The organism is Sanguibacter antarcticus (assembly GCF_002564005.1).
GTDB classification, from domain to species: Bacteria; Actinomycetota; Actinomycetes; order Actinomycetales; family Cellulomonadaceae; genus Sanguibacter; species Sanguibacter antarcticus.
Window position 1 is genome coordinate 2,543,831 of record NZ_PDJG01000001.1, and the last position, 17,036, is coordinate 2,560,866.

The 17,036-nt window shown below is 69.0% G+C and carries 11 protein-coding genes; 9 read left to right on the forward strand and 2 right to left on the reverse strand.

Translation table 11 applies throughout. From position 1 onward, the window contains the following. Positions 1 to 14: 14 nt before the first annotated feature. Positions 15 to 824 (reverse strand): CPBP family glutamic-type intramembrane protease, encoded by an 810-nt coding sequence (locus tag ATL42_RS11590; RefSeq protein WP_098455477.1) that lies wholly within the window; start codon positions 822 to 824, stop codon positions 15 to 17. A 149-nt stretch (positions 825 to 973) separates the two neighbouring features. Here ATL42_RS11590 and ATL42_RS11595 point away from each other — a divergent pair, with 149 nt between their 5' ends. From ATL42_RS11595 to ATL42_RS11620, 6 genes are all read left to right on the forward strand, one after another. Next, positions 974 to 2,323: a nitrate/nitrite transporter gene (locus ATL42_RS11595; protein ID WP_098455478.1), complete on the forward strand. Its 1,350-nt coding sequence runs from the start codon at positions 974 to 976 to the stop codon at positions 2,321 to 2,323. Positions 2,324 to 2,336: 13 nt separating this feature from the next. After that, positions 2,337 to 6,092: a nitrate reductase subunit alpha gene (locus ATL42_RS11600; RefSeq protein ID WP_098455479.1), complete on the forward strand. Its 3,756-nt coding sequence runs from the start codon at positions 2,337 to 2,339 to the stop codon at positions 6,090 to 6,092. Continuing rightward, positions 6,092 to 7,792, forward strand: coding sequence for a nitrate reductase subunit beta (gene narH, locus ATL42_RS11605; protein ID WP_098455480.1), 1,701 nt, complete (start codon positions 6,092 to 6,094; stop codon positions 7,790 to 7,792). Before ATL42_RS11600 ends, narH begins: the two co-directional genes overlap by 1 nt. Then, complete coding sequence (narJ, locus tag ATL42_RS11610) at positions 7,792 to 8,499, forward strand: nitrate reductase molybdenum cofactor assembly chaperone (RefSeq protein WP_098455481.1); 708 nt, start codon at positions 7,792 to 7,794, stop codon at positions 8,497 to 8,499. Before narH ends, narJ begins: the two co-directional genes overlap by 1 nt. After that, complete coding sequence (gene narI, locus ATL42_RS11615) at positions 8,499 to 9,245, forward strand: respiratory nitrate reductase subunit gamma (protein WP_098455482.1); 747 nt, start codon at positions 8,499 to 8,501, stop codon at positions 9,243 to 9,245. The genes narJ and narI overlap by 1 nt, the downstream gene beginning before the upstream one ends. Positions 9,246 to 9,318: 73 nt before the next feature. Then, on the forward strand, positions 9,319 to 11,103 hold the full coding sequence (locus ATL42_RS11620; protein ID WP_169925407.1) for a SpoIIE family protein phosphatase: 1,785 nt from the start codon (positions 9,319 to 9,321) through the stop codon (positions 11,101 to 11,103). A gap of 15 nt (positions 11,104 to 11,118) precedes the next feature. Here ATL42_RS11620 and ATL42_RS11625 read toward each other — a convergent pair whose 3' ends face one another. Next, complete coding sequence (locus ATL42_RS11625) at positions 11,119 to 11,514, reverse strand: ArsR/SmtB family transcription factor (RefSeq protein WP_098455484.1); 396 nt, start codon at positions 11,512 to 11,514, stop codon at positions 11,119 to 11,121. A 75-nt stretch (positions 11,515 to 11,589) separates the two neighbouring features. Between ATL42_RS11625 and ATL42_RS11630 the strand changes: the two genes are divergently transcribed. From ATL42_RS11630 to thrC, 3 genes are all read left to right on the forward strand, one after another. Further along, entirely contained in the window at positions 11,590 to 12,891 is a 1,302-nt protein-coding gene (locus ATL42_RS11630; RefSeq protein WP_098455485.1) for an FAD-dependent oxidoreductase, read from the forward strand. A 1,061-nt stretch (positions 12,892 to 13,952) separates the two neighbouring features. Beyond that, positions 13,953 to 15,233 (forward strand): MFS transporter, encoded by a 1,281-nt coding sequence (locus ATL42_RS11635; RefSeq protein WP_098455486.1) that lies wholly within the window; start codon positions 13,953 to 13,955, stop codon positions 15,231 to 15,233. A 354-nt stretch (positions 15,234 to 15,587) separates the two neighbouring features. Beyond that, entirely contained in the window at positions 15,588 to 17,012 is a 1,425-nt protein-coding gene (gene thrC, locus ATL42_RS11640; protein WP_098456532.1) for a threonine synthase, read from the forward strand. Positions 17,013 to 17,036 lie beyond the last annotated feature (24 nt).

Sequence of the window (17,036 nt, forward strand, 5' to 3'; positions counted from 1 at the left end):
GCCGTCGCCGAGAGTCAGTAGACGAAGATCGCGAACAGCGACGGGTCGTTCGCGTGGACGATCGCCATGAAGACGATCGCGTCGAAGAGCAGGTGCACCACGAGGACGAGGGTGAGGGACCCGGTCCGGACGAAGATGAGCCCCTGGAGCAGGGCGAACGGGATCGTCAGCAGCGGCCCCCACGAGCGGTAGCCGAGCTCCCAGAGGAAGGAGACGAAGATCGCCGCCTGGAGGAGGTTCGCCTGCCAGGCGGGGAAGTGCCGGAGCAGCAGCGCGAAGCACGTGCAGACGAAGAACAGCTCGTCCCACGTCCCCACGCCGTTGACGCCGACGAGGAACCGGAACAGCTGGTCGGTCTCCGTGAGCTCGGGCCAGTTCTCGTACGCGCCGGAGCGGATGAAGTAGAACGGCAGGATCGCCCAGCCCAGCAGCGGCACCACGAGGACGTAGACCTTCTCGCTCGTCGGCCAGCGCCGGCCGGTGCGCCACGGGAACCTGATCGCCTCACGGCGAAACACGAACCGGTCGACGAGGAACGGGACGAGGACCGCCAGGGTCAGCGCGGTGCCGATCGCGACGAACCGGGGCCACGACACGTCGGCGGCCATCGACGTGGTGCTGATGATCGAGATCCCGATCCCGACGAGGAGCAGGTCGCGGCCGAGACTGCGATCCGCGAGGAACCCGCCGGCGAGGCTGAGGGCGAGGAGCACGTAGCCGGCCGGGCGCAGGTGCAGCCCGAAGAGCAGGACCGCCGACGCGGAGACGCCGGCAGCAGGCAAGAGCTTCGCTGCGACACGACCGGTGACCTGGTCAGTCGTCATGCGCGCCACCCTAGTGGAGCGCTGCGAGCCCCGCACCGGCACTTCACCCGATGATCGCCGGCAGATACGTGCATGTTGTCCCGATCTGTGGGAGGTTCTTCACGAGGCGATGACGCCTCGGCACGAGTTCCTGCTGATCAGGGAGATCGATGCGTACCAGCGAGCCCGTCCCCGCACCGTCCGCCGCGTCGCGCCTGGCGCCCGACCTCTCGAACTGGGACCCAGAAGATCCTCAGACCTGGGACTCGAAGATCGCGTGGCGCACCCTGTGGGTCTCGACCTACAGCCTCACGCTCGCGTTCGCCACGTGGTACCTCGTCTCAGCGATCGCGCCGCGGCTCACCGACATCGGCTACGACCTCTCCAAGGCCCAGCTCTACTGGCTCGCGGCCATCCCGGGGCTCGCGGGCGGCCTCCTGCGGATCGTCTGGATGTTCCTGCCGCCGCTCCTCGGCACCAAGCGCCTCGTCGGATGGTCCTCCGTCCTACTCATCCTGCCGATGGTCGGCTGGGCGGTCGTCGTCCACGATCCGTCCACCCCGTACTGGTTGCTCCTGTCCCTCGCCGCGGCGACCGGCATCGGCGGCGGTGTGTTCTCCGGCTACATGCCCTCGACGAGCTACTTCTTCCCCAAGCGGATGGCCGGGACGGCGCTCGGGATCCAGGCCGGGATCGGGAACTTCGGGGTCTCTCTCATCCAGCTCCTCGGACCGTGGATCGTCGGTTTCGGTCTCCTCGGGACGGCGGCGCTCACGCCCCAGAGCACGCAGGACGGGCAGATCTACCTGCACAACGTGGGCCTGATCCTCATCCCGTGGGCGGTGCTGGCCGCCATCCTCGCGTTCGCGCTCCTGCGCAGCGTGCCCATCACGGCGAACTTCAAGCAGCAGCTCGACATCTTCGACAACAAGCACACGTGGATCCTCACGACCATCTACCTCATGACGTTCGGGGCGTTCAGCGGCCTCGCCGCCCAGACACCCTTGATCATCAACAACGTCTACGGCAGCGCGAGCGAGTTCGCGGGCATGGACGACCTCCCGCGCGGGCTGACGTACGCGTTCATCGGACCGCTCATCGGGTCCGCTGCGCGCGTCGCGTTCGGGCCGCTCTGCGACAGGTACGGCGGTGCGCGATGGACGTTCCTCGCCGGGGTGGGCATGGCGATCAGCACCGGCGCGGCGGTCGTCTTCCTCACGCCGGAGAACCCCGACGAGTTCAAGGGCTTCCTCGCGTGCCTCTTCCTCATCTTCTTGTTCGCCGGGATCGGCAACGCCGGGACGTTCAAGCAGATGCCGATGATCCTCCCGCCGCGCCAGGCGGGCGGCGTCATCGGCTGGACCTCGTCGGTGGCGGCCTTCGGGCCGTTCCTCGTCGGGATGTCGCTCTCGGTCGTCGCACCGGCGGCGTTCTTCACCGGTGTCGCGGTCTTCTGTGTCTTCTGCGCCGCTCTCACGTGGTATTTCTACGCGCGCCCTGGCGCCCCGAACCCCAGCTGATCAGAGGAGTCTCATGACCACGACGGAGGCAGGAGGCAGGTCCGCTCAGGACCTGCTGCTCTCGCTCGGCAAGCACCTGCGGCGCGGGGAGACCTCAGCCGACCTGCGCCAGGTCTACCTCGAGGGAGGCCGTGCGGGTGACGTCTTCTACCGGGACCGGTGGTCTCACGACAAGGTGGTGCGCTCGACGCACGGCGTGAACTGCACCGGCTCGTGCTCGTGGAAGGTGTACGTCAAGGACGGCATCATCACGTGGGAGACGCAGCAGACGGACTATCCGTCCGTCGGCCCGGACTCCCCGGAGTACGAGCCGCGCGGGTGCCCCCGCGGGGCCGCGTTCAGCTGGTACACGTACTCCCCCACGCGGGTGCGCTTCCCCTACGTCCGGGGCGTCCTCGCCCAGATGTATCGGGCCGCGAAGGCGCGCACGGGCGACCCGGTCCTCGCGTGGGCCGAGATCACGGGCAACCCGGAGACTGCGAAAGCCTACAAGTCCGCGCGTGGCAAGGGCGGGCTCGTCCGCACGACGTGGGAGGAGGCCGCCGAGATCGTCGCCGCAGCCCACGTCCACACGATCAAGACGTACGGGCCAGACCGCATCGCCGGGTTCTCCCCGATCCCCGCGATGTCGATGGTGTCTCACGGGGTCGGGAACCGCTTCATCACGATGCTCGGCGGGACGATGCTCTCGTTCTACGACTGGTACGCAGACCTTCCGGTCGCGTCCCCGCAGGTCTTCGGCGACCAGACGGACGTCCCCGAGTCGGCGGACTGGTGGAACTCGACCTACTGCATCATGTGGGGCTCGAACATCCCGGTGACCCGGACCCCGGACGCCCACTTCATGACCGAGGCGCGCTACCGCGGCCAGAAGGTCGTCGTGGTCTCCCCCGACTACGCGGACAACACGAAGTTCGCCGACGAGTGGCTCGCTGTGCACCCCGGGACGGACGGGGCGCTGGCCCTCGCCATGGGGCACGTCATCCTCCGCGAGTTCCTCGTCGAACGCCGCACGCCGCGCTTCGAGTCCTACCTCAAGACGTACTCTGACTCCCCGTACCTCGTGACGCTCGTGCCGCGCGGCGACTCGTTCGCCGCTGACAAGTTCGTCACGGCAGCAGACCTGGCGAACGCTGGGCTGCCGGGCTTCCGGTCCGCCAACGCCGACTTCAAACCGGTGCTGCTCGACGCGGACGGCACCGTCGTCGTGCCGAACGGATCTCTCGGGCACCGGTTCTCCGCTGAGGACGAGGGGCGGTGGAACCTCGACCTCGAGGGGGTCGACCCGCTCTTGTCCCTCCTCGACGCCGCCGACCACGACGGCCGCTCCGTCACGGTGGACCTGCCGCGGTTCGACGTCCAGCCTGCTCCCGGCGAGCTCGCTGCGCACACCGGGGGCGCGGGGACCGTCCGGCGCGGCGTGCCCGTCCGCGAGGTCGGCGGTCGCCTCGTGACGACCGTCTTCGACCTCCTCCTCGCCCAGTACGGCGTGGGCCGCCCCGGCCTGCCCGGCGACTGGCCGACCGGATACGACGACCCGACGTCACCCTGCACGCCTGCGTGGCAGGCCGAGATCACCGGTGTGCCCGCCCCCGCTGCGGAGCGCATCGGACGCGAGTTCGCGGAGAACGCCGAGAAGTCCGGCGGCCGCTCGATGATCATCATGGGTGCCGGGACCAACCACTGGTTCCACTCCGACACGATCTACCGGGCGTTCCTCGCCCTGACGACGATGACCGGGTGCCAAGGAGTCAACGGCGGCGGCTGGGCGCACTACGTCGGGCAAGAGAAGCTGCGCCCGCAGACCGGCTGGGCTCAGTATGCGTTCGGTCTCGACTGGATGCGCCCGCCGCGCCAGATGATCGGGACCGCGTACTGGTACCTGGCCACCGACCAGTGGCGGTACGACGGCCTCCCCGCCGACGCCCTCGCGACCCCGCTGGCGCGTGGAGCGTTCGCCGGGCGCACCACCGCCGACTGCCTCGTCGAGTCGACGAAGCGTGGCTGGATGCCGAGCTACCCGACGTTCAACAGGTCCTCGCTCCAGCTCGCCGACGACGCGGAGGCTGCCGGCAAGGACGCCGCGCAGTACGTCGTGGACTCCCTCACCGACGGGAGCCTCAGGTACGCGTGCGAGGACCCAGACGCCCCAGAGAACTTCCCGCGCGTCATCACGATCTGGCGAGCCAACATCCTCGGGTCGTCAGGCAAGGGCAACGAGTACTTCCTCAAGCACCTGCTCGGCACCGAGTCGGCTGTCCTCGCCGAGGAGGCCGGCCCGGAGCGACGCCCACGGGACATGGTGTGGCGCGAGGAAGCCCCCGAGGGCAAGCTCGACCTGCTCACGACGCTCGACTTCCGCATGACGTCCACGACCCTGTACTCCGACGTCGTCCTGCCTGCAGCCACCTGGTACGAGAAGTACGACCTCTCGAGCACGGACATGCACCCGTTCATCCACTCGTTCAACCCCGCGATCACGCCGCCCTGGCAGACGCGCACAGACTTCGACACGTTCCACACGATCGCGAAGAAGGTCTCCGAGCTCTCGGAGACACACCTGGGGGTCCGCAAGGACGTCGTCGCGACGCCGCTCCTGCACGACACCCCGGACGCCATGGCGACGCCCCACGGCGCCGTCGGCGACGTCCGAGACATGCCCCTGATCCCTGGTGTGACGATGCCGAAGATCACGGTCGTCGAGCGCGACTACCCGGCGATCGCCGAACAGCTCGCCACGCTCGGGCCGCTCACCGACACGCTCGGCATGGTCACCAAAGGCGTGAAGTACACGCCCGACCAAGAGATCAGCGCCCTCGCCCGCAAGAACGGCCTCGTCACGAAGGGCCGCTATGCGGGGCGCACGAGGCTCGACAAGGACACGCACGTCTGCGAGATGATCCTCGGGTTCTCCGGCACGACGAACGGTCGCCTCGCGACCCAGGGATTCGAGCAGGTCGAGAAGCACACCGGCCAGAAGCTCGCCGACCTCTCCCGCGAGTCAGAAGGCACGCGGATCACGTTCGCCGACGTCCAGGCACGGCCCGTCGCGGTCATCACGTCGCCCGAGTGGTCGGGTTCCGAGCACGGCGGGCGCCGCTACACGGCCTTCGCCATCAACGTCGAACGCCTCAAGCCGTGGCACACGCTCACCGGTCGCATGCACTTCTTCCTCGACCACGACTGGATGACCGACCTCGGTGAACAGCTGCCGGTCTTCCGTCCGCCGCTCGACATGCACCGCCTCTTCACGGACTCTCCCGTCCCGGGCGACCGCAGCCCCAGCGGCTTCCCCGCGTCTGCGGGCCACGCCGAGGTCGCGGTCCGCTACCTCACCCCGCACTCCAAGTGGTCTATCCACTCGGAGTACCAGGACAACCTCTTCATGCTCTCGCTGTCCCGCGGCGGGCCCAACATCTGGATGAGCCCGCAGGACGCCGAGAAGATCGGGGTCCGAGACAACGAGTGGATCGAGTCGTACAACCGCAACGGCGTCGTCGTCGCCCGCGCGGTCGTCTCGCACCGCATGCCCGAGGGCACCGTGTTCATGCACCACGCGACCGACAAGACCATCGACGTGCCGCTCGCCGAGACGTCCGGTCAGCGGGGCGGGATCCACAACTCGCTCACCCGCGTGCTCCTCAAACCGAGCCACCTCATCGGCGGGTACGCCCAGCTGTCCTTCGCGTTCAACTACCTCGGCCCCACCGGCAACCAGCGCGACGAGGTCACTGTCATCCGGCGCCGCAACCAGGAGGTCCAGTACTGATGAAGGTCATGGCGCAGATGTCGATGGTCATGAACCTCGACAAGTGCATCGGGTGCCACACGTGCTCGGTCACGTGCAAGCAGGCGTGGACCAACCGCACCGGTGTCGAGTACGTGTGGTTCAACAACGTCGAGACGCGGCCCGGTCTCGGGTATCCCCGCCGGTACGAGGACCAGGAGGAGTGGAAGGGAGGCTGGACCCGCACCAAGCGGGGAAAGCTCACGCTGCGCGGCGGCGGACGGTGGTCCAAGCTCGCCCGGATCTTCTCCAACCCCAAGCTCCCGTCCATCGAGGACTACTACGAGCCGTGGACGTACGAGTACGACATGCTGCTCTCGGCACCGGCCGGTCAGCACGTCCCTGTCGCACGGCCGAAGTCCCTGCTCACGGGCAAGGACATGAAGATCGAGTGGTCGGCCAACTGGGACGACGACCTCGGCGGCTCCACCGAGACGATGCAGGACGACCCGATCCTCCAGTCGATGAGCGAGCACGTCGCCGCGTCCTTCGAGGACACGTTCATGTTCTACCTGCCGCGCATCTGCGAGCACTGCCTCAACCCGTCGTGCGTCGCGTCCTGCCCGTCGGGCGCCATGTACAAGCGTGCCGAGGACGGCATCGTCCTCGTCGACCAGGACCAGTGCCGCGGGTGGCGCATGTGCGTCTCGGGCTGCCCCTACAAGAAGGTCTACTTCAACCACAAGACCGGCAAGGCCGAGAAGTGCACGTTCTGCTACCCCCGGATCGAGGTGGGCCAGCCCACCGTCTGCTCCGAGACGTGCGTGGGCCGGCTGCGCTACATCGGCCTCGTGCTCTACGACGCGGACAAGGTGAGCGAGGCGGCCGCCGTCGAGGACGAGCACGAGCTCCTCGCCTCCCAGCGCTCGGTCTTCCTCGACCCGAACGACCCGGAGGTGGTCCGCGAGGCAGAGAAGGCCGGGATCCCGCGCGACTGGGTCACCGCGGCGCAGAACTCACCCATCTGGGCACTCATCAACAGGTACGAGGTGGCGCTGCCCCTGCACCCCGAGTACCGCACGATGCCGATGGTCTGGTACATCCCGCCGCTCTCGCCGATGGTCGACGTCGTCACCGCGTCAGGCAACGACGGCGAGGACGCCCGCACCCTCTTCGCGGCCATCAGCCAGATGCGCATCCCGCTGGAGTACCTCGCCGGCCTCTTCACAGCGGGCGACACCAAGCCTGTCGAACGCGTCCTGCGACGCCTGGCCGCGATGCGCACCTACATGCGCGACATCAACCTCGGTGACGACCCGCGCGAGGAGATCGCGTCTGCCGTCGGCATGACCGGCGCCGAGGTGCAGGAGATGTACCGGCTGCTCGCGATCGCGAAGTACGAGGACCGGTACGTCATCCCGCCCGCCCACACGGAGACCGCACGCGAGCTGGAAGAGCTCGGGTGCTCCCTCGACTTCGACGGTGGCCCCGGCATGGGCGGCGGCGGGCCGTTCGGCTCGTCCTCCGGACCGGTGACGCCTGTCGCTGTCGAGAACTTCCACATGCTGCAGGCCCGCCAGACCGCCGACTCCCCGCACACGCCCTCCGGCCCGAGCCGCGTCAACCTCCTCAACTGGGACGGTCGGGGTCACCCCGACGGTCTCTTCCCCGGCGACGCGGCCGCTCATCCCGGCGACGGCACGCACCAGCACGACGGCGACGCCCAGGCAGGAGACCACTGATGCGCTCTCCCGTGCTGACGCCTCTCGTCCCCGTCCGGATGTCCGACCCCGACCGTGCCACCGCCCACATGGCGGCGTCCGTGCTCCTCGGATACCCCGGCCCTGCGGAGGTCGCTTCCTTCCCCGCCGTGCGCGCCGCTGTCCAGTCCCTGCCCGGAGCCGTCCGCGAGCGCTTCACCGACTTCCTCGACGCGGCCGACGCGATGGCTGCCGCTGATCCCGAGTCGCTCGCGGTCCACTACGTCGCGACGTTCGACCTGCGGCGCAGGTGCTCGATGTATCTCACGTACTTCGTGGCTGGCGACACGCGCAACCGTGGTCTCGCCCTCGTGTCGTTCGTCCAGGCGTACCAGGCGGCGGGGTGGGCGGTGGACAGCGACGAGCTGCCCGACTATCTGCCGGTCGTGCTCGAGTTCTCGGCGCGCGAGCTCGCCGGGGACGGTGCGCCGGTCATCGCTGCGGGGCTCCTCTCGACGAACCGTGGCGGCATCGAGGTGCTGCGCTCCGCGCTGACGGGCTTCGGCAGCCTCTACGCGTCGCTCGTCGAGGCGGTGTGCCTGACGCTCCCGCCGATCGATGCGGAGACGGAGCGCCGGTACCTCGAGCTCGTGTCCTCAGGGCCACCGAGCGAGCTCGTGGGGCTGCAGTCGTTCGGACCGTTGGAACCGTTCGTGCCGGTCGGCGCGCAGACCGAGACGAGGGTGTGATGGGCGGCGTCCTGCTGTGGGTCGTGGTTCCATACGTGTGCTTCGCGACGTTCGTCGTGGGGCTCGCGTGGCGGTTTCGCTACGACAAGTTCGGGTGGACCACGCGGTCGTCCCAGCTGTACGAGAACCGGTTGCTGCGGCTGGGGTCACCGCTGTTCCACTTCGGTCTCATCATGGTGGTCGGGGGGCACGTCCTCGGGCTGGTCGTCCCGAAGTCGTGGACAGAGACGGTCGGGATCAACGAGACGGCGTACCACCTCGTGGCGACGTACCTCGGCACGGTCGCGGCGGTCATGCTCGTCGCAGGGCTCATCATCCTCGTCTACCGGCGGCGCGTCACCGGGCCGGTCTTCCTCGCGACGACGCGCATGGACAAGGTCATGTACGTGTTCCTCGCGGCGTCGATCCTCGTCGGCACGTGGGCCACCGTGACCACCCAGCTCTTCGCCGCCGACCACGGGTACGACTACCGGGAGACCATCTCGGTCTGGTTCCGGTCGCTGTGGCTGCTCTCGCCTCAGCCCGAGCTCATGGCGGGCGTCCCGGTCGCGTTCGCCGTCCACATCACCGTCGCGAACCTCCTCTTCGCGCTGTGGCCGTTCACGCGCCTCGTCCACGCGTTCTCCGCCCCGGTGAAATACCCTTTCCGCCCATACGTCGTCTACCGGTCACGCGACGCGTCGTTGCCGACCCACACCACTCGCCGAGGATGGGAGGAATCACAGAGGCCGCGCACCCGCAGGTGATGCCATGAGGGCGTTGATCCTCTACAGTCCTCTCCGTCGCCGCTACGTGCGACCTACGAGCGAAGGAACACACATGGTCGCCCCGCCCACGGACCGCGTCGGAAGCCCCGACGACGCGGGCCTCGGCGAGCCCACAGACGTGTCTGCTGTTCACCAGCTCGAGGCGATGCCGACGGCGTACTTCTCCCTCGACACCGACTGGTGCTTCAGCTACATCAACGCGGCCGGCGAGAAGCTCTTGGGGTCCACCCGCACCGAGCTGCTCGGCGGCAACGTGTGGGACCTGTTCCCGGACGCCGTGGGTTCCGACTTCGAGACCCACTACCGCAGCGCGATGAGCACCGGACAGCCTGTCGTCTTCGAGGCCTACTACCCACGACCGCTCGACACGACGTACGAGGTGCACGCGTGGCCGGGCCGCGACAGTCTCGGCGTGTACTTCCAAGACATCACGCAACGGCGCCGTGCGCAGGAGGCCGCCGACCGCGACGCTCGTCGGGACGCTCTCCTCTCCGAGGTCGGCTCGTGCCTCGCCGAGACCCTCGACGCAGAGCACGCTCTCGACAGGCTCGCCGAGGTGCTCGTCCCCGCGCTCGCCGACTGGTGCGTCGTGACGCTCGTCGAGGACGGGTCCGACGGCAGCTCGAACCGGCTGCGAGACCTCGGCTGCGCGCACGTCGACCCCACTGCACGGCCCCTCGTGGAGCGGTACACGTCGCTGCGGATGGCGGCGCTCACCCAGGACTCGTACATCGCTCGAGCGATGGAGGACGGCGAGGTCGTGCGCATCACCAGCGGTGCGACAGCCGCCGTCCGCGCGGTCCTCGTGCCTGGCGAGGCGCGTGACCTCATCGACGAGCTCGCTCCTGAGAGCGTCACCGTCCTCGTCCTGCAGGGGCGTGGACGGACGATGGGTCTTGTGTCGCTCTTCAACGGGGCGGGCCGCACTGCGATGAGCTCCGACGACCTCACCGTCGCCCAGGAAGTCGCCACGCGTGCTGGTCTGGCGCTCGACAACATGCGGCTGTACCGCCAGCAGCGCCAGCTCGCCGAAGGGCTGCAGCGGTCGCTCCTCACGGCCCCCGTCCAGCCGGACCACGTGCAGATCGCGGTCCGGTACGTCCCGGCGACCGAGGCGGCCCAGGTAGGTGGCGACTGGTACGACGCGTTCCTCCAGCGCACCGGCGACACCGTGCTCGTCATCGGTGACGTGGTGGGCCACGACATCGCGGCGGCAGCCAAGATGGGTGAGATCCGGTCGATGCTCCGCGGCATCGCCGTCGCGACGGGCGCGTCGCCGGCCGAGCTCCTCCGGGAGATCGACACGGCGCTCGAGACGCTCCAGTCCGAGGTCGTCGCCACGACCGTCGTCGCACGGATCGAGCAGTCGCCGGACCAGCTCGAGCGCGGGGAACGGACCGTGCGCTGGTCGAACGCCGGCCACCCGCCACCCATGGTCGTCCGGGCGGACGGCACGGTGACGCCGCTCGTCGCGGCCACCACGAACCTCCTGCTGGGGATCACCCTGGACACGCAGCGCACCGAGACCACCGCGATCCTCGAGGCGGGGGCGACGGTCTTCCTCTACACGGACGGTCTCGTCGAGCGTCGAGACAGGACCCTGCGCGACGGCCAGGCGGCCCTCGTCGCCGCGCTGGAGAGCGTCGCCGACCTCGACCTCGAGGAGCTCTGCGACGAGATGCTCGTGCGCATGCTGCCGCCGACGCGGCAGGACGACATCGCGATCGTGGCCGTGCGTCTCCACCCTCAAGACCGGTCGCGCCCAGCCGAGGCAGGCGAGACCGACGTTCCCGAGACGGCGCCGCCCGACCCGGCGGCAGACGTCCCCGGCGCCTGAGCGCTGCGAGATCCGTCAGCGCACCCCGGCGGTCTCCGGTGTCGCCGTCTGCGTGGGTCCCGGTCCGCAGGGCGGTGTCGGTACGGCGAGGAGCTGGTGGCCGAGCTCGTCGAGCCTGCTCGTGACGACGGAGTAGTAGGACCACGTCCCGCGGCGCTCCCGCGTGAGGAGCCCCGCCTCGACGAGGAGCCTGAGGTGGTGGCTCACGGTCGCCTGACTCAGCCCGACCGGCTCGGTGAGGTCGCAGACGCACGCCTCGCCGCCGTCGCCCGCGGCGACGAGCGCGAGCAGCCGCAGCCTCGTCGCGTCGCCCAGCGCTCGGTATCCGGCAGCGATCCGCTCGGCCTCGCGCACGTCGAGGGACGCCTGCACAGCAGGGGCGCAGCACGTGGTGCTCAGATCGTCGGTCATGCAACAATCGTCGCATGGATCGGTTTTTTTCGATCCAGGAGATCGCGCCCGTCGTCGTCGACATCTGGAGACCCCGTGAGCCAGCCGTCTGCCCCAGCACCTGTGATCGTCGTCGGAGCCGGCCCCGTCGGCCTCGCCGCCGCCGCCCACCTCCTCGAGCGAGGGCTCGAACCGCTCGTCCTCGAGCAGGGCGAGCACGCCGGGGCTGCCGTCTCGGCGTGGGGCCACGTCCGCCTGTTCTCCCCGTGGCGCTACGACGTCGACGCCGCCGCCCGGCGCCTGCTCGAGCCGACCGGCTGGGCGAACCCCGACCCCGAGGCACTCCCGACAGGCGCCGAGCTCGTCGAGAGCTACCTGCGACCGCTCTCCGAGACGTCTGCGATCCGCTCGCGGCTGCGGACCGGGACGCGCGTCGTCGGCATCACCCGCGACGGCGCGGACAAGACCCGCTCGCTGGGCCGCGAGCGCAGGGCCTACCGCGTGCGCGTCGTGCACGACGGCGCGGTCGAGGACATCCTCGCCAGCGCCGTCATCGACACCTCCGGAACGTGGGGGCGCTCCAACCCGCTCGGCACCGGCGGGCTGCCTGCCCTCGGTGAGTCCGCAGCCTCGCACGCGCTCGCCGGCCCGCTCCCCGACGTCCTCGGAGCGGACCGCGCCGACTTCGCCGGTCACCACACGCTCGTCGTCGGCATGGGCCACTCCGCGGCCAACAGCCTGCTCGCTCTCGTCGAGCTCGCCGAGAGCGCACCGCAGACGCGCATCACGTGGGCGATCCGCGGCGGCTCCGCACGCCGCCTGTTCGGCGGTGGGACCGACGACGAGCTCCCCGCGCGCGGGCTGCTGGGCACCCGGCTGAAGGACGCGACGGAGTCGGGCCTCGTCACGCTCGTCCGGTGGGCGTCGATCGAGCAGCTGCTCGAGACCTCGGACGGAGTGCGCGTGCTCGGGCGCACACGCGACGACGCCCTCGACCTCACCGTGTCGACGATCATCAACGCGACCGGGTTCCGACCTGACCTCGACATGACGCGAGAGGTCCGGCTCGACCTCGACCCTGCGCTGGAGTGCCCTCGCGGGCTCGCTGAGCTCATCGATCCGAACCTGCACTCGTGCGGGACGGTGCCACCGCACGGCGAGGCGCTCCTCGCGCACCCTGACGCCGGCTTTTACGTCGCTGGGATGAAGAGCTACGGGCGTGCGCCCACCTTCCTCCTCGCGACAGGCTACGAGCAGGTGAGGTCGGTCGCCGCCGCTCTCGCCGGCGACCGCACCGCTGCCGACACCGTGCACCTCGATCTCCCGACGACAGGCGTGTGCTCCACCGACCTCGTCGAGGACGACGCGGAGTCGGCCTGCTGCGGCGTCAGCGGCTGAGGCATCCTGTGCTGAGGCATCCCTTCCAGATGCGCGATCGCTCGTCGTGGGTGAAGATCTTCAGGGGCGATCGCCGATAACGCGTCGCCGCGATGAGAGTGAGCCCCGTCCGGGGCAGTGAAGGTTCGTGAGCGAGCGAGGCGGACCTGGCGTGAGCCAGGCCGTGACGGATCGGTGTGACGTCGTGTGCTGACGAGGCACCACCGGCCGAGCAGCTCAGACCCCGGACGGGCTCCCTCCTCCCACTCGTGGCAGGACGCCTGCCCACCAGGTCGTGGGGCTCGTCCCACCCCTGCCGTCCGGACCTGCGCTGCCGTCCGGACCAGAGCTGTCAGCAAGATCCGACCGCCCATAACGACTGCGCTGGTCACAGACCCAGCACGACGGCGGCAGTCGCGCTCCCCACGCCGTCGAGCCCCGCAGCACGGTCCTCGAACCGGCGCGACACGCGTCCTGGACGACCGTCCGCCCAGGTCAGCCGCGCACCCCGAGGCCGCGGACCGCACCACGTGCGGCACCGCCCCGGATGCGCGAGGCCAGCGACGGCAACGATCCCAGGCGATCACGACCTGCCCGGACATGCACCAGGGACGTCCAGGGCTGGTCGCACGCACCGACGCGATGCATCACGGGACACCGACATCCCCACCACAGCCGGTCACTCTCGTGACGTTCGGACCTTGCACAAGTCCAGGCACTGAGTCTCGACACGCCGCGAAGGGAAGCGATTTCCCACATCAGGGGCCTGAGGTCGCATCCTCCCACCAAACGCGACATTCGAGGTGTAGCGTCAGCAAAGCGCCTCGTCCGAGGAGAGCACCTCTGGGCGGCCAGGACGCCCCGTGAGCACAGAGACCACGACTGACAGGCACCACGGCGGCGACGGCTGAGAACCAGCTCGCCGACCGCTCACCACGCGAGACCACTCCACGCTCCACACACCCGTGCAGCGCGCTTCTGCGCGCTCACGATGCACGCGCACGCCCTCGGGACCCGACGCACCCCGCTCGGCCCGTCTCTCTCCATGGCTGTAGCTACCGAACACGACAAGAGGTGCGAAAGTGAAAGGCAAGCTCCGTTGGGTGATCGTCGCCCTGGTCGCTCTAGCGACGATCATCAACTACATCGACCGTGGAGCACTGGCCATCTTGTGGCCCGAGATCCAGAGCGACCTCGGGATGACCAAGCTCGACTATGCGATCGTCATCAACATCTTCACGTTCGCCTACGCGTTCGGTCAGTCCATCTTCGGACGGATCTTCGACTGGGTCGGGACACGGCTGGGCTTCGTCCTGTCGATCGTGGCCTGGTCCGCCGCAACGATGCTGCACGCGCTGGCGACCGGCCTCGTGAGCTTCTCGATCTTCCGAGGAGCCATGGGTGTGTCCGAGGCCGGCAACTGGCCTGGCGCCACCAAGGCGAACGCCGAGTGGTTCCCGATCAACGAACGTGCGCTGGCACAAGGAATCTTCAACTCCGGCGCAGCGATCGGCGGCATCATCTCTGCTCCGCTGGTCGGGTTCATGTTCTTCATGCTCGGCTCGTGGCGCGCCACCTTCGTCCTCATCGGGCTGATCGGCTTCCTCTGGTTGATCCCGTGGCTGATCGTCTACAAGAGCGGGCCCGACTCGCACCCGTGGATCACCGAGGAGGAGCGCGAGTTCATCCTGACGGGCCAGCGGTCAAAAGAAGCTGCAGTCGTCGAGGAGTACGCCCCCAAGCCTGCCGCGATCCTCTCCCGCAAAGAGAGCTGGGGCGTCATCATGGCCCAGTTCTTCATCGACCCGATCTGGTGGCTCTTCGTCAGCTGGTTGCCGCTGTACCTGTACGAGACCTTCGGGTTCGGCGTCGAAGAGATCGCCGTGTACTCGTGGGTCCCCTACGTCGGCGGGATGATCGGCGCGTGGATCGGCGGATGGTGGGCCGGCCGCCTGCTCAAGAAGGGCGCTACCGTCAACCGCGCCCGCAAGACGGTGATCTCCACAGGCGGTGCCGTCATGCTCATCGCGCTGCTGCTGACCACCCAGGCGTCCACCCCCATCACCGCGGTCCTGCTCATGGCCGTCATCCTGCTCGGCTTCCAGCTGGCCGTGGGCAACATCCAGACGCTCCCGAGCGACTTCTACAGCGGAAAGTCCGTCGCGACGCTGGCCGGCTTCGGTGGAACTGCTGCCAAGCTCGCCGTCGTCGGTCTCAACTTCCTCATCCCGGTCATCACGGTCGACAGCTACGCTCCAGCTTTCGCCGTGGGTGCAGGCCTGGCCATCATGACCGTCTTGTCGGTGCTGATCCTCTGCCCGACCATCAAGCCCCTGCAGGCCAAGGTCAAGGTCGCGGTGTGAGCACGCGCTCAGGCGCCCTCGACGAGGTCGACGAGCGCCTGAGCGTCGTCATCTGGCGCGAGGGGGATCGAGAGCTGGTCGCCGACCAGCCTCCCCTCCACAGCGACGGCTGACCGGATGGTGTCCCCCACCTTGAGGACGAGGCGCGTCGTCCCCAGCCTGAGCAGCTTCCTCTGCCAGCGCATGCAAGACGGCCGCTCGAGGCTTCCCACCTCGAAGCTAGCGGGGACGCCGGGTGGAGGCCAGGAACCACGGCCTCGTGCGCACCACCCACCGAGATGCTCGGGCCCGACGCGGGACAGCCGCATAGGATCAGGGGTACCAGCCGTTGTCGTGGCGACCGAAGGATGTCTCGTGCAGTACCTCTCCACCCGTGGCGCGCAGCTCGGACAGTACCGTGACGTCATCGTCGAAGGGCTCGCGCCGGACGGCGGTCTCGCCGTCCCCGCAGAGCTCCCGACGATCGACGCAGCCTTGCTCGAGCGGTGGCGCCCGCTCGACTACGCCGGGCTCGCCACCGAGATCCTCGGGCTGTTCGCGACCGACATCCCCCGTGACGAGCTCGCCCGGATCTGCCGCACCTCCTACCGGCCTGAGGCGTTCGCGTCCCCCGAGGTGGTCCCCGTGACCAGCCTCGACGGTGGCCTGAGCCTCGTCGGGCTCTCCGAGGGGCCGACGCTCGCGTTCAAGGACCTGGCGATGCGGTTCCTCGGCGAGGCGCTCGACCTCGTGCTCACCGAGGCCGACGAGGTCTTGAACATCCTCGGCGCGACCTCTGGGGACACCGGCTCGGCCGCCGAGCACGCGCTGCGAGGCAGGGACAGGCTCGCGGTCTTCATGCTTTCGCCGAAGGGGCGGATGAGTCCCTTCCAGCGCGCCCAGATGTACTCGCTGCTCGAGCCTAACGTGCACAACATCGTCGTCGACGGTGTGTTCGACGACTGCCAGCGCTTGGTGAAGCGCATCTCCGAGGACGTCGAGTTCAAGCGCGCCCACCGTCTCGGCGCGGTCAACTCGATCAACTTCGGCCGCATCTCAGCCCAGATCGCCTACTACGTCTGGGCCTGGCTGCGTGCCACCGACGCCGTCCCCGCAGCAGACCGGGACGGCTTCGAGGTCTCGTTCGCGGTGCCCTCCGGCAACTTCGGCAACATCCTGTCCGGGCACTACGCCCGCAGCATGGGCCTTCCCGTGCGGCGGCTCGTCCTCGCCACGAACGAGAACAACGTGCTCGACGACTTCTTCCGCACCGGCCACTACCGTCCGCGCACGGCCGCGAACACGCTGACCACGTCGAGCCCGTCGATGGACGTGTCGCGGGCGTCCAACCTCGAGCGGTTCGTCTTCGACCTGCTCGGCAGCTCTCCGGAGCGGACCGCTGCTGCGTGGGGCGAGCTGACCGTCCGTGGCGAGATCGACCTCTCCGCCGAGCAGCACCGGTTCCTGCCCGAGCTCGGGTTCGTCAGCGGGACGAGCACCCACGCCGACCGCCTGGCGACGATCCGCGAGGTCGCCGAACGCTGCGGCGTCACCATCGACCCGCACACCGCCGACGGAGTGAAGGTCGCCCGAGAGCACGTCGAGGAGGGTGTGCCGATGCTCGTGCTCGAGACGGCGAAGCCCCAGAAGTTCGCCGAGACGATCACGGAGGCGCTCGGCGTCGCCCCCGCGATCGACGCCGAGACCCGCACGCTGCTCGACGCCCCGCAGCACGTCACGGAGATCCCCGACGACGAGCAGCAGCTGCGAGATCTCATCGCGAGCTCCGCGCTGCGCTGACCGACGGACCCTGCGGCCCCCGCG